The sequence below is a fragment of the Pseudomonas sp. PS01300 genome (assembly GCF_029960155.1).
GTDB classification, from domain to species: Bacteria; Pseudomonadota; Gammaproteobacteria; order Pseudomonadales; family Pseudomonadaceae; genus Aquipseudomonas; species Aquipseudomonas palmensis.
Window position 1 is genome coordinate 1 of sequence record NZ_JASCPN010000085.1, and the last position, 17,637, is coordinate 17,637.

Annotated in this window: 15 protein-coding genes and 1 pseudogene; 8 read left to right on the forward strand and 8 right to left on the reverse strand. The window is 66.2% G+C overall.

Features of this window, described 5'->3' with window-relative positions; all coding sequences use genetic code 11:
- Positions 1-73: 73 nt before the first annotated feature.
- From QMX96_RS24775 to QMX96_RS24790, 4 genes are all read right to left on the reverse strand, one after another.
- Complete coding sequence (locus QMX96_RS24775; protein ID WP_282362625.1) at positions 74-1,291, reverse strand: SAM-dependent methyltransferase; 1,218 nt, start codon at positions 1,289-1,291, stop codon at positions 74-76.
- 108 nt (positions 1,292-1,399) lie between these two features.
- Entirely contained in the window at positions 1,400-2,017 is a 618-nt protein-coding gene (locus QMX96_RS24780; RefSeq protein WP_282362626.1) for a TPM domain-containing protein, read from the reverse strand.
- Positions 2,018-2,043: 26 nt separating this feature from the next.
- Positions 2,044-2,781, reverse strand: a complete 738-nt coding sequence (locus tag QMX96_RS24785; protein ID WP_213606214.1) for a TPM domain-containing protein — start codon at positions 2,779-2,781, stop codon at positions 2,044-2,046.
- The gene (locus QMX96_RS24790; protein WP_043860787.1) at positions 2,781-3,377 is read right to left on the reverse strand and encodes a LemA family protein; all 597 of its coding nucleotides are present in this window, start codon (positions 3,375-3,377) and stop codon (positions 2,781-2,783) included. Before QMX96_RS24790 ends, QMX96_RS24785 begins: the two co-directional genes overlap by 1 nt.
- Positions 3,378-3,561: 184 nt before the next feature.
- Here QMX96_RS24790 and bglX point away from each other — a divergent pair, with 184 nt between their 5' ends.
- From bglX to QMX96_RS24820, 6 genes and pseudogenes are all read left to right on the forward strand, one after another.
- Complete coding sequence (gene bglX, locus QMX96_RS24795) at positions 3,562-5,856, forward strand: beta-glucosidase BglX (protein ID WP_282362627.1); 2,295 nt, start codon at positions 3,562-3,564, stop codon at positions 5,854-5,856.
- A gap of 63 nt (positions 5,857-5,919) precedes the next feature.
- Positions 5,920-7,677, forward strand: coding sequence for an ATP-binding protein (locus tag QMX96_RS24800; RefSeq protein ID WP_043860785.1), 1,758 nt, complete (start codon positions 5,920-5,922; stop codon positions 7,675-7,677).
- Positions 7,671-9,014 carry a sigma-54 dependent transcriptional regulator gene (locus QMX96_RS24805; RefSeq protein WP_054914790.1) on the forward strand — a complete coding sequence of 448 codons (1,344 nt, stop codon included), beginning with the start codon at positions 7,671-7,673 and terminating at the stop codon, positions 9,012-9,014. Before QMX96_RS24800 ends, QMX96_RS24805 begins: the two co-directional genes overlap by 7 nt.
- A gap of 163 nt (positions 9,015-9,177) precedes the next feature.
- Complete coding sequence (locus tag QMX96_RS24810) at positions 9,178-10,494, forward strand: MFS transporter (protein ID WP_282362628.1); 1,317 nt, start codon at positions 9,178-9,180, stop codon at positions 10,492-10,494.
- Between the two features lie 319 nt (positions 10,495-10,813).
- A pseudogene (locus QMX96_RS24815) lies at positions 10,814-11,002 on the forward strand (heme utilization protein); the annotation flags it as partial.
- 124 nt (positions 11,003-11,126) lie between these two features.
- Positions 11,127-11,732 carry a flavin reductase family protein gene (locus tag QMX96_RS24820; RefSeq protein ID WP_043860781.1) on the forward strand — a complete coding sequence of 202 codons (606 nt, stop codon included), beginning with the start codon at positions 11,127-11,129 and terminating at the stop codon, positions 11,730-11,732.
- Here the strand turns inward: QMX96_RS24820 and QMX96_RS24825 are convergent, their stop codons facing one another.
- Both QMX96_RS24825 and QMX96_RS24830 read right to left on the reverse strand, forming a co-directional pair.
- Positions 11,733-11,963, reverse strand: coding sequence for a hypothetical protein (locus tag QMX96_RS24825; protein WP_054914791.1), 231 nt, complete (start codon positions 11,961-11,963; stop codon positions 11,733-11,735).
- A 40-nt stretch (positions 11,964-12,003) separates the two neighbouring features.
- Positions 12,004-12,312 carry an antibiotic biosynthesis monooxygenase gene (locus QMX96_RS24830; protein ID WP_043860779.1) on the reverse strand — a complete coding sequence of 103 codons (309 nt, stop codon included), beginning with the start codon at positions 12,310-12,312 and terminating at the stop codon, positions 12,004-12,006.
- Between the two features lie 204 nt (positions 12,313-12,516).
- Here QMX96_RS24830 and QMX96_RS24835 point away from each other — a divergent pair, with 204 nt between their 5' ends.
- Positions 12,517-13,443: an AraC family transcriptional regulator gene (locus QMX96_RS24835; RefSeq protein ID WP_213606216.1), complete on the forward strand. Its 927-nt coding sequence runs from the start codon at positions 12,517-12,519 to the stop codon at positions 13,441-13,443.
- Between the two features lie 65 nt (positions 13,444-13,508).
- Here QMX96_RS24835 and QMX96_RS24840 read toward each other — a convergent pair whose 3' ends face one another.
- Together QMX96_RS24840 and QMX96_RS24845 are read right to left on the reverse strand one after the other, a co-directional pair.
- Positions 13,509-14,945 (reverse strand): aldehyde dehydrogenase family protein, encoded by a 1,437-nt coding sequence (locus QMX96_RS24840; protein ID WP_282362630.1) that lies wholly within the window; start codon positions 14,943-14,945, stop codon positions 13,509-13,511.
- Positions 14,939-16,579, reverse strand: a complete 1,641-nt coding sequence (locus QMX96_RS24845; protein ID WP_282362631.1) for a 5-guanidino-2-oxopentanoate decarboxylase — start codon at positions 16,577-16,579, stop codon at positions 14,939-14,941. The genes QMX96_RS24840 and QMX96_RS24845 overlap by 7 nt, the downstream gene beginning before the upstream one ends.
- Before the next feature lie 113 nt (positions 16,580-16,692).
- On the opposite strand from QMX96_RS24845, the gene QMX96_RS24850 reads away from it, so the two are divergent.
- Positions 16,693-17,559, forward strand: a complete 867-nt coding sequence (locus QMX96_RS24850) for a LysR substrate-binding domain-containing protein (protein ID WP_058540916.1) — start codon at positions 16,693-16,695, stop codon at positions 17,557-17,559.
- Positions 17,560-17,637 lie beyond the last annotated feature (78 nt).

Below are 17,637 nucleotides of genomic sequence, written 5' to 3' on the forward strand. Positions count from 1 at the left end.
GGTCAAGCCCGCTCCCACAGGTAAGGGTGATCCTTGTGGGAGCGGGCTTGACCCGCGATGACGGTGGTGAGGTTCAGACAGGAATCAAGCCATCGGCCCGCAGCAGCGTCTCCAGACAATGCTCCTTGACCCCATAGAACGCCTTGAGCGCCTGGATCTTCTCCAGCAACGCCTGCGCCGCCACCGGCTCGCGCCGCCGGGTGGCCAGGATCATCTTGTTCTTGTTGGTGTGCTCCAGCGAGATGAACTCGAACACCTTGGTCTCGTAGCCACAGGCCTCCAGGTACAACGCACGCAGGCTGTCGGTGAGCATCTCGGCCTGCTGCCCCAGGTGCAGGCCGTACTGCAGCATCGGCTTGAGCAACCCCGGGCTGTGCATCTGCGGGCGAATCTGCTTGTGGCAGCACGGCGAGCACATGATGATCGCCGCGCCACAGCGAATACCGGTATGAATCGCGTAGTCGGTGGCAATGTCACAGGCATGCAGGGCGATCATCACCTCGATGGCGCTGGGCACCACGCTGCGCACATCGCCACACTCGAAATTCAGCCCCGGATGCTCCAGGCGCGCGGCGGCGGCATTGCACAGCTCGACCATGTCCGGGCGCAACTCCACGCCCGTCACCTGCGCCTCGCGCTGCAGGGTGTTGCGCAGGTAGTCGTGGATCGCGAAGGTCAGGTAGCCCTTGCCCGAGCCGAAGTCCGCCACCCGCACCGGCTGATCTGCCGCCAGTGGCGCGCTGCTCAGCGCATGGGAGAACACCTCGATGAACTTGTTGATCTGCTTCCATTTGCGCGACATCGCCGGAATCAGCGCCTGCTGCTTGTCGGTCACGCCCAGATCGTGCAGAAACGGCCGGCTCAGCTCCAGGTAGCGCTTCTTCTCGCGATCATGCTCGCCGGTCACCACCTCGCGCGCCTGCTGCACGGCGTTGCGATGCAGCATCGGCTTGCCCTTCTTGGTGAACTCCAGCTGCACCTCGTCGTTCAGGCTGAGCAGGTGCGCGTTGCGAAACGAAGCCGGCAACAGTTCACCGATCAACGTCAGCGCCTCGTCCAGCGCCAGGTTGCGGGTGATGTCGCGGGTCTTGTAGCGGTACACGAACGACAGGCTGGCCTGCCCCTTGATCGTCAGCGGCTTGGCCGTTACCCGCTGCAGGTCGACCTCGGCGCCGACATGGCGCGCCAGCACCAGTTTGATGAAGGTGTGCTGGTGCAGGCTGGTGGCGAGCAGCGCCAGAAACTGCGCACGCGCATCCGGCGCGGCCTGGACGGTGGGGGTTGCGGACATGGGGAGTGGGTGCCTCGGGTTGCGGGGGGCGCCCGCAGGCGCGCAATGGCGCGCATTTTACGTGGATGACCGCCCCAGGCACAGCATTTGTCGATCAGCGCGCATGCCTCAGCCCAGCAGCACCAGCCGGTTGGGCAGCTCGTTGCGCGCCTGGGTCACCGGCACATGGGCCGCCAGCAGCTCGCCACAGGCCTCGATGCAGGTGACAAAGCCCTGCAGGGTCTGGCCCTGCTGCACCTGGGCGGTGAAGGTGCGCACGATGGCGTCCCAGGCCTGGTTGTCGAGGCGACTGGAGATGCCCTCGTCCACCAGGATCTCCACATACCGCTCGGCCTCGCTGACGAAGATCAGCAGCCCGGTGCGGCCCACGGTGTGATGCAGGTTCTGCTCCAGAAACTGGCGCCGCGCCAGGTTCGACGCACGCCAGTGGCGCACCCTGCGCGGCACCAGCCAGCTGGTCAGGCGCGGCAGGCGGAACACCAGGCACAGCACGATGAAGGTCAGCCACTGCGCCAGCAGCAGGCCATGCACGCTCAGCCAGCCGCTCAGGTAATAGAGGACGCCCGGCACCACCAGCGCCAGCAGGCTGGCCCACAGCAACGGGATATAGGCATAGTCGTCGGCACGCGCCGCCAGCACCGTCACCAGCTCGGCATCGGTACGCTGTTCTACCTGGGCGATGGCCTGGGCCACCTGACGCTGTTCGTATTCACTGAGCAATGCCATGTACGTGTGTGTCTCTTGTCGTGTAGTTACCAGCCGCCGGAGGACCCGCCCCCGCCGAAACTGCCGCCGCCGCCACTGAAGCCACCGCCGCCACCGCCCAGGCCGCCCCCGAAACCGCCGCCAAGACCACCGCCAAAGCCCCCGCGCCCACCGCGGCCACCCCCGCCAAGGCCCTGCAGGGCGAACACGATGATGATCATCAGGATGAACAGGCCCACCGCCCAGACCGGCGCACCTTGCTGCTGCGCCTCGTCTGCCAGAGGTCGCGCCGGCTCGTCCAGCGGTGCGCCGCCCAGCACCTGAAGGATGGCCGCCGTGCCAAGCACGATGCCCTGGCTGAAGTCGCCACGGCGAAACGCCGGGGTGATCACGCTGTTGATGATGACCGAGGCCTGGGCATCGGTCAGGCGGCCCTCCAGGCCATAGCCGACTTCGATGCGCAGCTTGCGCTCCTGGGGGGCGACGATCAACAGCGCACCGTTGTCCTTGCCCTGCTGGCCGATGCCCCAGTGGCGCCCCAGCTGGTAGCCATAGTCCTCGATGGCCTGCCCGTGCAGGCTGGCCAGGGTCACCACCACGACCTGCTCGCCGGTGGCCTGCTCGTGGGCCTTGAGCATCTGCTCAAGCTGGCTGCGGGTGGCGCCGTCGAGCAGCTCGGCCTGGTCCACCACCCGTGCACTGAGCGCCGGGAACTGGGGCGCGCCCCACAGCCAGCCGCTCGCCGCCAGCAGCACCAGCAGCAGCGCCGCCTTGAGCACACGCATCAGAATTTCACTTCAGGCGCTTTGTCGGCATCGGCGCTGGTGGCCTCGAAGTTCTCGCGCAGCGGCATGTCGCTGTACATCACGCTGTGCCACAGGCGCCCGGGGAAGGTACGGATCTCGGTGTTGTAACGCTGCACGGCGGCGATGAAGTCCTTGCGCGCCACCGCGATACGGTTTTCCGTACCCTCGAGCTGGGACTGCAGGGCCAGGAAGTTCTGGTTCGACTTCAGGTCCGGGTAACGCTCCGAGACCACCATCAGGCGCCCCAGCGCACCGCCCAGCTGGGCCTGTGCGGCCTGGAACTGGCGCAGTTTTTCAGGATCGTCCAGGGTGCTGGCATCGACCTTGATCGAGGTGGCCTTGGCCCGCGCTTCGATGACCGCGGTCAAGGTGGCCTGCTCCTGCCTGGCGTAGCCTTTGACCGTTTCGACCAGGTTGGGAATCAGGTCGGCACGGCGCTGGTACTGGTTCTGCACCTGGGCCCAGGCCGCCTTGACCTGTTCGTCGTATTGGGGAATGTTGTTGATGCCGCAACCGGCCAGCAGGCTGGCCAGTGCCAGCACCAGCCACAACCGTGCTCTGTTCGATACCTGCATTGTCGCTACGCTCCGTGAGTGCTCGAAATGCGCCGGACTTGAGGCATAATCCGACGCCGCCGCTGGATCGTGATGGCCCAATCGGCTAAAAGATGCCCCAGCAAACTACAACAATAGCCGCTTCCCCAACTTCGGCTTGCCAGTCTGCACCGTGACGACTGCCGCAGCCTTGAGAACAGAATTCATGAACAAGCTGTGTTTGCTGGGCCTGCTCGTCAGCCTGGTCAGCCAGTCGGCCTTCGCTGACTCGCCTGCCGCCGCGCCATTGCAAGACAAACAGGCGTTCATCGCCAACCTGCTCAAGCAGATGAGCGTCGAGGAAAAGATCGGCCAGCTGCGCCTGATCAGCATCGGCCCGGAAATGCCGCGCGAGAAAATCCGCGAGGAAATCGCCGCCGGGCGCATCGGCGGTACCTTCAACTCGATCACCCGTGACGAGAACCGGCCCATGCAGGACGCCGCCATGCGCGGGCGCCTGAAGATCCCGATGTTCTTCGCCTATGACGTGATCCACGGCCACCGCACCATCTTCCCGATCAGCCTGGGCCTGGCCGCCAGCTGGGACATGCAGGCCATCGCCCAGGTCGGCCGTACCTCGGCCCTGGAAGCGGCCGCCGACGGCATCGACATGACCTTCGCGCCCATGGTCGACATTGCCCGCGACCCGCGCTGGGGCCGTACCAGCGAAGGCTTTGGCGAAGATACCTACCTGGTGTCGCGTATCTCCAGGGTGATGGTCGAATCGTTCCAGGGCCGCAGCCCGGCCAACGCCGACAGCATCATGGCCAGCGTCAAGCACTTTGCCCTGTACGGCGCGGTGGAAGGCGGGCGCGACTACAACACGGTCGATATGAGCCCCACGCGCATGTACAACGAGTACCTGCCGCCCTACCGCGCCGCCATCGATGCCGGTGCCGGCGGCGTGATGGTGGCGCTGAACTCGATCAACGGCGTGCCAGCCACCTCCAACACCTGGCTGATGAACGACCTGCTGCGCCGCGACTGGGGCTTCAAGGGCGTGACCGTCAGCGACCATGGGGCGATCACCGAGCTGGTGCGCCACGGCGTGGCCGCCGATGGCAAGCAGGCGGCGCAGCTGGCGATCAAGGCCGGCATCGACATGAGCATGAACGACACGCTGTATGGCCAGGAACTGCCGGGGCTGCTCAAGTCCGGCGCGGTCAGCCCGGCCGAGCTGGACAACGCGGTGCGCGAGATTCTCGGCGCCAAGTACGACATGGGCCTGTTCGCCGACCCGTACCGGCGCATCGGCCAGGCCAAGGACGACCCGGCCGACACCTATGCCGACAGCCGCCTGCACCGCGACATCGCACGGGACGTGGCGCGCCGCAGCCTGGTGCTGCTGGAGAACCGCCAGCAGACCCTGCCGCTGAAAAAGTCCGGCACCATCGCCCTGGTCGGCCCGCTGGCCGATGCCCCGATCGACATGATGGGCAGCTGGGCCGCCGCCGGTCGCCCGCACCAGTCGGTGACCGTGCGCGAGGGCCTGCGCCGTGCCCTGGGCGACAAGGCCAGGGTGCTCTACGCCAAAGGCTCGAACGTGACCGGCGACAAGGCCGTGCTCGACTACCTCAACTTCCTCAACTTCGACGCCCCGGAAATCGTCGATGACCCGCGCCCGGCTGCCGTGCTGATCGATGAAGCGGTCAAGGCCGCCAGGCAGTCGGACGTGGTGGTGGCCGTGGTCGGCGAATCGCGGGGCATGTCCCACGAATCGTCCAGCCGCACCACTCTGGAGATCCCGGCGGTGCAGCGCGAGCTGATCAAGGCCCTCAAGGCCACCGGCAAACCGCTGGTGCTGGTGCTGATGAACGGTCGCCCGCTGTCGCTGGCGTGGGAGCGCGAGCAGGCCGACGCCATCCTGGAAACCTGGTTCAGCGGCACCGAGGGCGGCAACGCCATCGCCGACGTGCTGCTGGGCGACTACAACCCCTCGGGCAAGCTGGCCATCACCTTCCCGCGCTCGGTGGGGCAGATCCCGATGTACTACAACCACCTGCGCATCGGCCGCCCGTTCACCCCCGGCAAGCCCGGCAACTACACCTCGCAGTACTTCGAGGAACCCAACGGCCCGCTGTACCCCTTCGGCTACGGCCTGAGCTACAGCACCTTCAGTGTGTCGGCGCCGAGCCTGTCGAGCACCACACTGAAACAGGGCCAGAGCCTGGAGGTCAGCGTGCGCGTGAAGAACACCGGCCAGCGTGACGGCGAAACCGTGGTGCAACTGTACCTGCAGGATGTGGCCGCCTCGATGAGCCGCCCGGTCAAGGAACTGAAGAACTTCCAGAAGCTCATGCTCAAGGCCGGCGAGGAGCGCACCCTGCACTTCACCGTGCAGCCGGACGACCTGAAGTTCTACAACAGCCAGTTGCAGTGGGTTGCCGAACCTGGCGAGTTCAACGTCCAGGTCGGCCTGGACTCCGAAACCGTGCAACAGCAACGCTTCGAGCTGCTGTAAGTCGCTGTGACGTTCACGGGGAAGCGCCTGGCAGCCTTCCCCCCTGCCAGGGTACTGCTTGCCATGCCGTTCACTTACCGCGCCGTGCGACTGGGCCTGATTCTGCTGCTGATCACCGCCGGCACCCTGCTGGCCGCCGGCTGGGCGATGAATCAGGCCAAGCGTCAGGCCATGCTCGACGATACCCAGCGGGCCAGCCAGCAACTGGCGCTGTACGCCAACTCGCTGCACACCCTGATCGAACGCTACCGCGCCCTGCCCGCTGTGCTGGCGCTGGACTCCGAACTCATCGCAGCCCTCGGCGGCCCGGTGGGCGAAGCGACCCAGGATGCGTTGAACCGCAAGCTCGAACGCATCAACGGCGCCGCCAGGTCGTCCACCCTCGAACTGCTCGACCACACCGGCCTGGCCGTGGCGGCCAGCAACTGGCGCCTGCCTACCACCTACGTGGGGCAGAACTACGGCTTTCGACCGTACTTCAAGCAGACCCGCACCCAGGGCAGCGGGCGCTTCTATGCGGTGGGGGTGACCAGCGGCATTCCTGGCTACTTTCTGTCCAGCGCGGTGCTGGGCGACCAGGGGCGGTTTCTCGGGGCCATGGTGGTCAAGCTGGAGTTTCCCGAGCTTGAGCGCGAATGGCGCCAGGGCAGCGACGTGCTGCTGGTCAGCGACGCCCGCGGGATCATCTTCCTGGCCAACCAGGATGGCTGGCGCTACCGCGAGCTGAACCCGCTGTCGGCGGCCGATTTCAATGAGCTGGACGCCACCCGCCAGTACGACAAGAAGTCGCTCTTGCCCCTGCAGCGCCAGGTGCTGACCCGCTTTGACGACAACAGCCACCTGGTGCGCGTGCAGCGCCCCGAAGGCGACACCGACTACCTGTGGGAAAGCCTGCCGCTGGAAGCCGAGGGCTGGACCCTGCACCTGCTGCGCACACCGCGCACCGGGGATGACGAGCGCAACGCCGGGCTGACGGCCGCCGCCGTCTGGCTGACCCTGGTGTTCGCGGTGCTGTTCATCAGCCAGCGCCTGCGCCTGGCCCGCCTGCGCCAGCGCAGCCGCGACGAGCTCAAGCGCCTGGTGGAGGAACGCACCCATGAACTGCGCATGGCTCAGGAGGGCCTGGTGCAGTCGACCAAGCTGGCGGCGCTGGGGCAGATGTCCGCCGCGCTGGCCCACGAGCTCAACCAGCCGCTGACCACCCAGCGCATGCAGCTGGCCACCCTGCGCCTGCTGCTCGACAGCGAGCGCCTGGACGAAGCACGCCAGGCCCTGCAGCCGCTGGACCAGATGCTCACGCGCATGGCGGCCCTTACCGGACACCTGAAAACCTTTGCCCGCAACAGCCCCAGCGGCCTGCGCGAACGTCTGGACCTGGCCACCGTGGTCGACCAGGCGCTACAGTTGCTCGACCCGCGCATCCGCGCCGAGGGCGTCAGCACCGCGCTGTACCTGGCGCGTCCGGCCTGGGTACGCGGCGACGCCATCCGCCTGGAACAGGTGCTGATCAACCTGTTGCGCAACGCCCTGGACGCCATGGCCGACAAAACCTGGAAACACCTGGAGATCCGTATCGAAAAGCAGCATGACCACTGGCACCTGAGCGTGCTCGACAGCGGCGGCGGCATCAAGCAGGAGCACCTGGGCTGCGTGTTCGACCCATTCTTCACCACCAAGCCGGTGGGCGAAGGGCTGGGCCTTGGGCTGGCGATTTCCTACGGCATCATCCATGAAGCCGGCGGACGCCTGCAGGTCGACAACCAGCCCGGCGGTGCGCGCTTCAGCCTGACCCTGCCCTGCGACCCGGAGCCTGCATGCTGAATGCGGTGATTGTCGTCGACGACGAGGCCAGCATCCGTACCGCGGTGCAGCAGTGGCTGAGCCTGGCCGGCTTCGAGGTGCAGCTGTTCGAACGTGCCGAGGCGTGTCTGGCACAGCTGCCCGAGCATTTTCCCGGGGTGATCCTGAGCGATGTGCGCATGCCCGGCATGGGTGGCCTGCAACTGCTGGAGCAACTGCAGGGGCGTGATGCCGACCTGCCGGTGATTCTGCTTACCGGGCATGGCGACGTGCCGATGGCGGTCGAAGCCATGCGCAATGGCGCCTACGATTTTCTGGAAAAGCCCTTCAGCCCCGACAGCCTGCTCGGCAGCCTGCGCCGCGCCCTGGAGAAACGCCAGCTGGTGCTGGAGAACCGCCGACTGCATGAACAGGCCGACCTCAAGGTGCGCCTGGAAAACACCCTGCTGGGCATGTCGCCTGGCCTGCAGCAACTGCGTCGCCAGGTGCTGGACCTGGCCGGGCTGCCGGTCAATGTGCTGATACGCGGCGAAACCGGCAGCGGCAAGGAGCGCGTCGCGCGGTGCCTGCATGATTTCGGCCCGCGGGCCGACAAGCCGTTCGTGGCGCTCAACTGTGCGGCGATCCCCGAGCAATTGTTCGAGGCCGAGCTGTTCGGACACGAGAGCGGCGCCTTCACCGGCGCCCAGGGCAAGCGCATCGGCAAGCTCGAATATGCCAACGGTGGCACGCTGTTCCTCGACGAGATCGAGAGCATGCCGCTGGCCCAGCAGGCCAAGCTGCTGCGGGTGATCCAGGAGCACAAGCTCGAGCGCCTGGGCGCCAACCAGAGCATCAGCGTGGACCTGCGCATCATTGCCGCCACCAAGCCCGACCTGCTGCTCGAAGCCCGCGCCGGGCGTTTTCGCGAAGACCTGGCGTACCGTCTGAACGTGGCCGAACTGCGCCTGGCGCCGTTGCGCGAGCGGCGCGAAGACATCCCCCTGCTGTTTGCCCATTTTGCCCGCGCCGCCGCCGAGCGCCTGGGCCGCAGCGCCGCCGACCCCAGTGGCGCACAACTGGGCCGGCTACTCAGCCACGACTGGCCGGGCAACGTGCGCGAGCTGGCCAACGCCGCCGAGCGCCACGCCCTGGGCCTGGACGATGCGCAATCGGCGGCAGTGGCGCATACCGGGCAATCGCTGGCTGCCCAGCAGGAAGCCTTCGAGGCCCAGTGCCTGCGCGCCGCCCTGAGCCGTCATCAGGGCGACATCAAGGCGGTGCTCGAGGAGCTGCAACTGCCCCGACGCACCCTGAACGAGAAGATGCAGCGCCACGCACTGGTGCGCGAAGACTTCCTCGAACGCCCCGGCCCATAGGCGGATTCTTGCCTATCGCTGCGCCGCCAATGAGCGGATTTCCGCTCATTCGACCTGCCAAACCCTTCTAAACCGGGCCTTCGCTGGCTGGCACGGGTCCTGCTATGGCCCTGTCAGGCCGCGTTTACACGCGCACCACAAAAACAACTAGAAGGTTGCTTCAATGGATAACTCCACCTCTCTGCCTGCTGGGGCAGCGGCCGCACCCGCTGAAAAAACCACCTCCAGCCGCCTAAAGTCGATTTTCTCCGGCTCCATCGGCAACATGGTCGAATGGTACGACTGGTACGTCTACGCGGCGTTCTCGCTGTACTTCGCCAAGGCCTTCTTCCCGGCCGGCAACACCACCACCCAACTGCTCAACACCGCCGCGATCTTCGCCGTGGGCTTCCTGATGCGCCCGATCGGTGGCTGGCTGATGGGTATCTATGCCGACCGCAAAGGCCGCAAGGCCGCGCTGATGGCCTCGGTACTGCTGATGTGCGCCGGTTCCCTGGTCATCGCCCTGACACCCAGCTACGAAACCATCGGCGTCGCCGCGCCGGTGCTGCTGGTGATCGCACGCCTGATGCAGGGCCTGTCGGTGGGGGGTGAATACGGCACCTCGGCCACCTACCTCAGCGAGATGGCAACCAAGGAGCGTCGCGGTTTCTTCTCCAGCTTCCAATACGTCACGCTGATCTCCGGCCAGCTCATCGCGCTGGCGGTGCTGATCATCCTGCAGCAGACCCTGACCACCGAGCAGCTGTACTCGTGGGGCTGGCGCGTACCCTTCGTGATCGGCGCGCTGTGCGCGGTGGTGGCGTTGTACCTGCGTCGCGGCATGGAAGAGACGGCCTCGTTCACCAAGAAGGAAAAGGCCAAGGAAAGCTCGATGCGCACCCTGCTGCGCCACCCCAAGGAACTGGCGACCGTGGTCGGCCTGACCATGGGCGGCACCCTGGCGTTCTACACCTACACCACCTACATGCAGAAGTACCTGGTGAACACGGTGGGCATGAGCATCAGTGACTCGACCATGATCTCGGCGGCCACCCTGTTCCTGTTCATGTGCCTGCAGCCGGTGATCGGCGGCCTGTCGGACAAGATCGGCCGTCGCCCGATCCTGATCGCCTTCGGTGTGTTGGGCACCCTTTTCACCGTGCCGATCCTGACCACACTGCACACCATCGAGACCTGGTGGGGTGCGTTCTTCCTGATCATGGCAGCACTGATCATCGTCAGCGGCTACACCTCGATCAACGCGGTGGTCAAGGCAGAGCTGTTCCCCACCGAGATCCGTGCGCTGGGCGTGGGCCTGCCGTATGCGCTGACCGTGTCGATCTTCGGTGGCACGGCCGAGTACGTGGCACTGTGGTTCAAGAGCATCAACATGGAGACCGGCTACTACTGGTACATCACGGCGTGCATTGCCGTCTCGCTGCTGGTGTATGTGTTCATGAAGGACACCCGCAACAACTCGCGGATCGAGACCGACTGATCAGCTTGCTGCGGTAGACAAGGGGCCTCCAGCGATGGAGGCCCCTTTTTTGTGGGCTTAATTCGGCATTAATGCGGGTGCGCGATGCTGGGTTCACTCAGAACCGAGTCGTCCTCTTCGCTGTCAAGCCAGCTCCCACAGAATGCTTCGGCGCTCGCAAAACACTGTGGGCACTGGCTTGCCAGCAGAGGCCAACCGCTTTCTGATGCATCGATTTAATAGATTCATATAGGCAATATTTTGCGCTTTTTAATCAAATTAACGGGCGTAAAATCAAACCCATAGCAACAGACAACCCCTCACCACCGGAGTTACCCCCATGAAAACCAAACTGATGCTGGCCCTCACCTTCTCTGTCCTGGCCGCCAACGCTTTCGCCGAAGACGGCTTCGACCGCACCAACGCGCACAACTTCGCCGTGGAACACGCCCAGCCCGCCACCGTGACAGAAGACGGTTTCGATCACACCAACGCGCATCGCTTCGTCGAAGATGGCTTCGACCGCACCCAGGCCCACCGCATCAGCTGACAGCCGATGCAGCGCCACAGCCCGGCTTCGGCCGGGCTTAGTCATTTTCAGGGCCGGCAACTGTTGGCACACTAGGCGCACCCTCCGCCCACAAGGCCCGATGATGTACTACTACGAACCCGCAAAAGGCCACGGCCTGCCCCACGACCCGTTCAACGCCATCGTCGGCCCGCGCCCGATCGGCTGGATCTCCTCCCAGGACCGCGACGGCCGCCTGAACCTTGCGCCCTACAGTTTTTTCAACGCCTTCAACTACATTCCGCCGATCATCGGGTTCTGCAGCGTCGGGCGCAAAGACAGCCTGAACAACATCGAACAGACCGGCGAGTTCGCCTGGAACCTGGCCACACGCCCGCTGGCCGAGGCCATGAACCAGAGCTGCGCCGCCGTGGCGCCAGAGGTCGACGAGTTCGCCCTGAGCCAGCTGACCCCGGCAGCCTCCAGGGTGATTGCGGTGCCCCGGGTGCAGGAAAGCCCGGTGTCGTTCGAATGCAAGGTGACCCAGATCGTGCAACTGCAACGTGCCGACCAGGCGCTGGTGCCAAGCTGGCTGATTCTGGGCGAAGTGGTAGCGGTGCACATTGCCGAGCACCTGCTCAAGGAAGGGATCTACGACACCGCAGCCGCCGAGCCGATTCTGCGCGGCGGCGGCCCGGCGGATTACTTCGAGCTGGGCAACCTGTTCAAGATGGCCCGCCCGCAGGCCTGATCACCAGATCAGTTCGGCGTCGTCACTGACGCCGTTCAGGCGCTGCAGTTCGACCACTGCAGCGTCATCGGCCTCCAGTGCGGTCTTGAATACCTGCCCTGGCAGCACCTTGTGAAAACGCGGTGCGCCGCCAGCGCCCAGGGCCTTGACCGCGATCGCGGCGCTGTAGCCACCCTCGCCCGGCACCACCGCCGAAACAGCCTCGAATACGTCGAATTCTTTACGTGCCATTGCCTCTCACATCCACATCGGTTGCCGGAAAGGCGCCATTCTAACTCGCCGGCTGCTCGGTGAACGTCTGCAGGTCGAGGCTGTCCACCACCCGCGCCTGCACCAGTTCACCAAACAGCTGCAGGCTGGGCGAGGCAAAGTAGTCGTGCAACGCCGAAGTATCGGCCCACACCCCGTTGAGCAACCACAGGTCGGCATCGCAGGTGGAACGCTGCACGCTGAAATGCAGACACCCCGGGGTTTGCCGCGACGGTTCGAGCAGTTGCTGCAGGCGCACGCCCAGCTCGGCCGAACGGCCGACGCTGGCGCGCACGAAGGAAAGATGGCTGACCGGTTGTGATGACGTCATGTGCGGTGCTCCTTGAAGCGGCCAGGGAAGAAAACCCAGGCTGCCAAGGCTACGGCCCAGGCCACGCGCGGCGTTAGGCGATTCCTGTCGACGGCTTGCCTGATTCTGCACCCGTCGCAGGATCAGGCAAGAACCGCGCAGCATTCGGCTAGCGCCCCGGCGTGCGCGAACCTATGCTGCGCCCATCGGCAGAGGAACCCGCACATGTCAGCCCCAGACCCCACCCCACCGTTGCTGGACCCGGCCCTGGAGCTTCTGCGCCAGGAACTGGCCGGGCTGGTCGTTCGCCACTGCCCCAGCGGCACGGTGCCTTCGGCCATCGCCGACCTGCACCTGAGCCGCTACGAGCAGAGCACCCGCTCGATGCCGACCCTGGCGCAGCCGGCGCTGTGCATCCTGGCCCAGGGCCGCAAGGAGATCTGCCTGGGCGACGAGACCTATGTGTACGACCCGCTGCACTACATGGTGGTGTCGGTGGCGATGCCGATCAGCGGTGCACTGCTGGAGGCCAGCCCGCAGAACCCCAGCCTGGGCATTCGCCTGGACATCGACCCGGCCGAGATCAACAGCCTGATCGCCGAGGCCGGGCCGATGGGCGTGCCGTCGCAGCCGTCGTCGCGGGGGGTGTTCATCGAACGCCTGGACACCCAGATGCTCGATGCATTGCTGCGCCTGATCCGCCTGCTGGATACGCCCAAGGACATTGCCGTGCTGGCGCCGCTGATCCGTCGCGAGATTCTCTATCGGCTGCTGCGTGGGCAGCAGGGTGCGCGGCTGTACGAGATCGCCATGGCCAACACCCAGACCCACCGCGTGTGCCAGGCCATCCAGTGGCTCAATGATCATTTTCAGCGCCCGCTGCGCATCGACGACCTGGCACGGGAGGTAAACCTGAGTGCCTCGACCCTGCACCACCGGTTCAAGGCGGTGACCTCGATGAGCCCGTTGCAGTATCAGAAGCAACTGCGCTTGCAGGAAGCCCGGCGGCTGATGCTCAACGATGGGTTGGAGGCGTCGGTGGCGGGGTATCGGGTAGGCTATGAGAGCCCGTCGCAGTTCAGCCGCGAGTACAGCCGGCTGTATGGCGCGCCACCGCTGCGGGACATGGCCAGGTTGCGGAGTGCGCCTTAGGCGTCGCCCGCTCCCACAGGGATCACCGTTGCCCCTGTGGTAGCGGGCTTGACCCGCGCTCGGTGCTACACCGCCCTCACCACATGCTTGACCTCCTGAAAAGCCGCCAGCCCCCAGGGCCCCAGCTCGCGCCCCAGGCTGCTCTGCTTGTAGCCACCCCACGCTGCCTGCGGGAAGATCACCTGCGGTGCGTTGATCCACACCAGCCCGGCCTGCAGTTGGTCGGCCACCCGTTCGGCGGCCGCCGGGTCTGCACCTACCACGCTGGCCACCAGCCCGAACTCGCTGTCGTTGGCCAACGCCACCGCTTCGGCTTCGCTGGCCACCCGACGCACGCACAGCACCGGGCCGAAGATTTCCTCGCGCCACAGCGCACTGTCCAGCGGTACCTCGGCAAACACCGTGGGCTCGATGAAGTACCCAGCGGCGTGTTCGAGCGGCTTGCCACCGCACAGCAAGCGCGCGCCGCTGTGCACGCCACGCTCGATGTGCCCCAGCACGCGCTGGTACTGGGCCTGGTTGACCAGCGGCCCCATGTCGCTGTCGCCGGCAAACGGGTCACCCACCCGGATCGCCGCAGCCCGTGCCTTCACCCCGTCGACAAAGGCGTCGTACAGCGCATCGGCCACCAGCACGCGGCTGGTGGCCGAGCACATCTGCCCGGCATTGAAGAAGCCGCCGGCACAGGCCAGCTCGAGCGCCAGCTCCAGCTCGGCCGACTCCAGCACCAGCAATGACGACTTGCCGCCCAGCTCCAGGCTCACCCCCTTGACCGTCTCGGCCGCGCGCTGCATCACCTGCACGCCGACCGCATTGCTGCCGGTGAACGACACCTTGGCGATACGCGGGTCGCTCGTCAGCGGCGCCCCCACCGCCAGCCCGGTGCCGCACACCAGATTGAACACCCCATCCGGCAGGCCGCAGTCGGCGATGATCCGGGCCAGTTCCAGCTCGGCCAGGGGCGTGACCTCCGACGGCTTGAGCACCACGCAGCACCCTGCCGCCAACGCCGGGGCCAGCTTCCAGGCGGTGGTCACCATCGGGAAGTTCCACGGCACGATCAGGCCGACCACACCGCACGGCTCGCGGCGCAGGCGGGCGCTGAAATCCTCGCTGGGCAAGGCCAGCGGCTGGTCCTGCTGCCTGTCCAGGGCCTGCGCCACGCCCGCGTAGTACTCGAACGTTGCCACCACATCGTCGACGTCCATCGCCGACTCGGCCAGGGGCTTGCCGTTGTTGCGCGATTGCAGTTCGATCAGCCGCTCGCGGCGGGCCTCCACACCCCGCGCGATCCTGTGCAGCAGCTCGCCACGGTGTGCCCCGGTGGTACGCGACCAGCCGGCAAAGGCGGCCTGCGCCGCCGTGGCGGCACAGGCCACTGCATCGCCATCGCCCCCGGCCACCTCGGCCAGGGACTGCCCTGTGCTCGGATTGATGACCGTGAGCGGCTGCGCGCCGTGATGCCACGCGCCCTCGATGTAGATACCGGGCAGGTTCAGCATGGTTGCACCGCCTGCATCCACGCTGCCTGGTCGACCTCGATCAGGCTCGGGCCACTGCGTTGGCGGGCACGCAACAACGCCTCGCGCAGTTGCGCCACCCCGCTCGCCGCTTCGGCGGCGCAACCGAGGGCCTTGGCCACGCCAATGAAATCGGGGGTGTGGATATCCACGCCCACCGGTTCGATGGCGCGGTTGAGCATGTACTTCTTGATCTCCTCGTACCCCTGGTTGTTCCACAGCAACACGATCAGCGGCACCTGCGCCTCCACCGCACTGGCCAGCTCCGGCAGGGTGAACTGCAAGCCGCCGTCGCCGATCAGGCACACCGCAGGCAAGCGTCGATCCGCCTGCTCCGCACTGCCCAGCCACGCGCCCATGGCCGCCGGCAAGGCGTAGCCGAGGGTGCCGTAGCCGGTCGAGGCGTTGAACCAGCGGCGCGGCTGGTCGAGGTCCAGGGTCAGGTTGCCGGTGTACACCGGCTGGGTCGAATCACCGACCAGCACGGCATCGGGCAACGTCTGCAGCACGCTGTCGAGGAACAGCGTCTGCGCCCGCGTGACCGCATCCCATTCGCTGGCCAGAGTATCGCGCAGGCGCGCTGCCCGCGCCGCGCCCCACTCGCCTTCGCGCGGTGGCGCCGGCTGCTCGGCCAGGGCCAGCAACAGGGCCTGCGCCGCCTGCTCTGCATCGGCTACCAGTGCCACCCTGGGCGGGTAGTTGCGCACGCACTGGTCCGGGTCGATGTCGATGCGCAGCAGGGTGCCGGGGATCTCGAAGCCGCCCTTGAAGGTGACGTCATAGTCGGTTTCGGCCAGTTCGGTGCCGATCGCCAGCACCACGTCGGCCTCGCGCACCAGTGCACGGGTCGCCACCAGCGACTGGGTGGAGCCGATCAGCAGCGGGTGCCCGGAGGCCAGCACGCCCTTGGCATTGATGGTGAGTGCAACGGGCGCCTGCAGGTGCTCGGCCAACCGGGCGAGTGCGGCGCCTGCGTCGATGGCACCGCCACCGGCCAGGATCAACGGGCGGCGGGCAGCGGCCAGCAGCGCCGCCATGCTCGCCACCGGCCCTGGCGCGGCACCGGCGCGGGCGATGTGTACCGGCTCGCAGCCAAGCAGGTGATCGGCGTCTTCGACCAGCACGTCCAGCGGGATCTCGATATGCACCGGGCGCGGGCGCGCGCCCTCGAATACCGCAAAGGCACGGGCCAGCACGGCCGGCAGGTCATCGGCGCTCATCAGTGTGTGCGAGAACGCCGCCACACCGCTGACCAGCGCGCCCTGGTTGGGCAGCTCGTGCAGCTTGCCGCGACCGCCGCCCAGGGCATTGCGCGATTGCACGCTGGAGATCACCAGCATCGGGATCGAGTCGGCATAGGCCTGGCCCATGGCGGTGGTGATGTTGGTCATGCCCGGGCCGGTGATGATGAAGCACACCCCAGGCTTGCCACGGGTACGGGCAAAGCCGTCAGCCATGAAGCCTGCGCCTTGCTCGTGGCGCGGGGTGATATGACGGATGGTCGAGCCGGCAAGGCCGCGGTACAGCTCGACCGTGTGCACGCCGGGAATGCCGAAAACATGGTCCACGCCATAGTTTTCGAGGAGTTTTACCAATACTTCGCCGCAAGTCGCCATGGTGGTCTGCCTGGAATCATTCTGGAACAAGGCCTGATTGGACCCGCCAGGCGCTACCGGCACAATGCAAAAATCCTCATACTAGCCATGTCTACAGCTCATGGCTTACTCCGATGAAACGCCTGCCTCCCTTGCCTGCCCTGCACACCTTCCTGATCACTGCGCAATGCTGCAACTTCACCCGTGCGGCGCAGCAACTGCACCTGACCCAGGGCGCGGTGAGCCGCCAGATCGCCGGCCTGGAAGCACACCTGGGCTACGCGCTGTTCGTGCGCCAGGCTCGCGGCCTGAGCCTGACCCGCGAGGGCCAGGACTGGCTGCCGCGGGTGCAGCAGGTATTCGGGCTGATCGAGGAAGGCGTGCAGCAGGTGGGCGCGCAGCGCACCACCCTGCAACTGAAGGCGCCGACCTGCGTGATGCGCTGGTTGCTGCCGCGCCTGATGGAATGGCAGGCGCTGCACCCGGAAGTGCCGGTGGAGCTGACCACCACCGTGCAGCACGGGGTGGATTTTCGCCGGGAAGCGTTCGATGCGGCGGTGGTGTATGGCGCCGAGCCTGATCCGGCCCTGCAGGTGCTGAAGCTGTTCGATGAACAACTGACACCGGTGTGCGCACCGCAGTTGCCGTTGCGCACGCTGGATGATCTGCAGCAGCACATGCTGTTGCACCCGGCGCGGGACGAGAAGGACTGGGCGACCTGGCTTGGCGCAGCCGGCGTGCAACTGCCCAGGCAAGGCCGGCGCCAGCATTTCGAGACACTGGACATGGCCATGTCGATGGCGTCCCAGGGCACCGGGGTGGCGATAGGGGATTGGGCGTTGATCGGCGATGACCTGGCCAGCGGACGGCTGGTGATGCCGTTCGACCTTCGGGTCAAGACCGGCAAGGGCTATTACCTGGTGCGGCCCGCGCAGGTGGCGGCGCCGGGGTTGATGGCCTTGCTGGAGTGGTTGGGCGGGCAGGCAGGGGCACCGCGTTGATGCAGTCGCCGGCAAGGCCGGCTCCTATACCTGTAGGAGCCGGCCTTGCCGGCGAATGCTTTCTAGGCTCTGTACGAA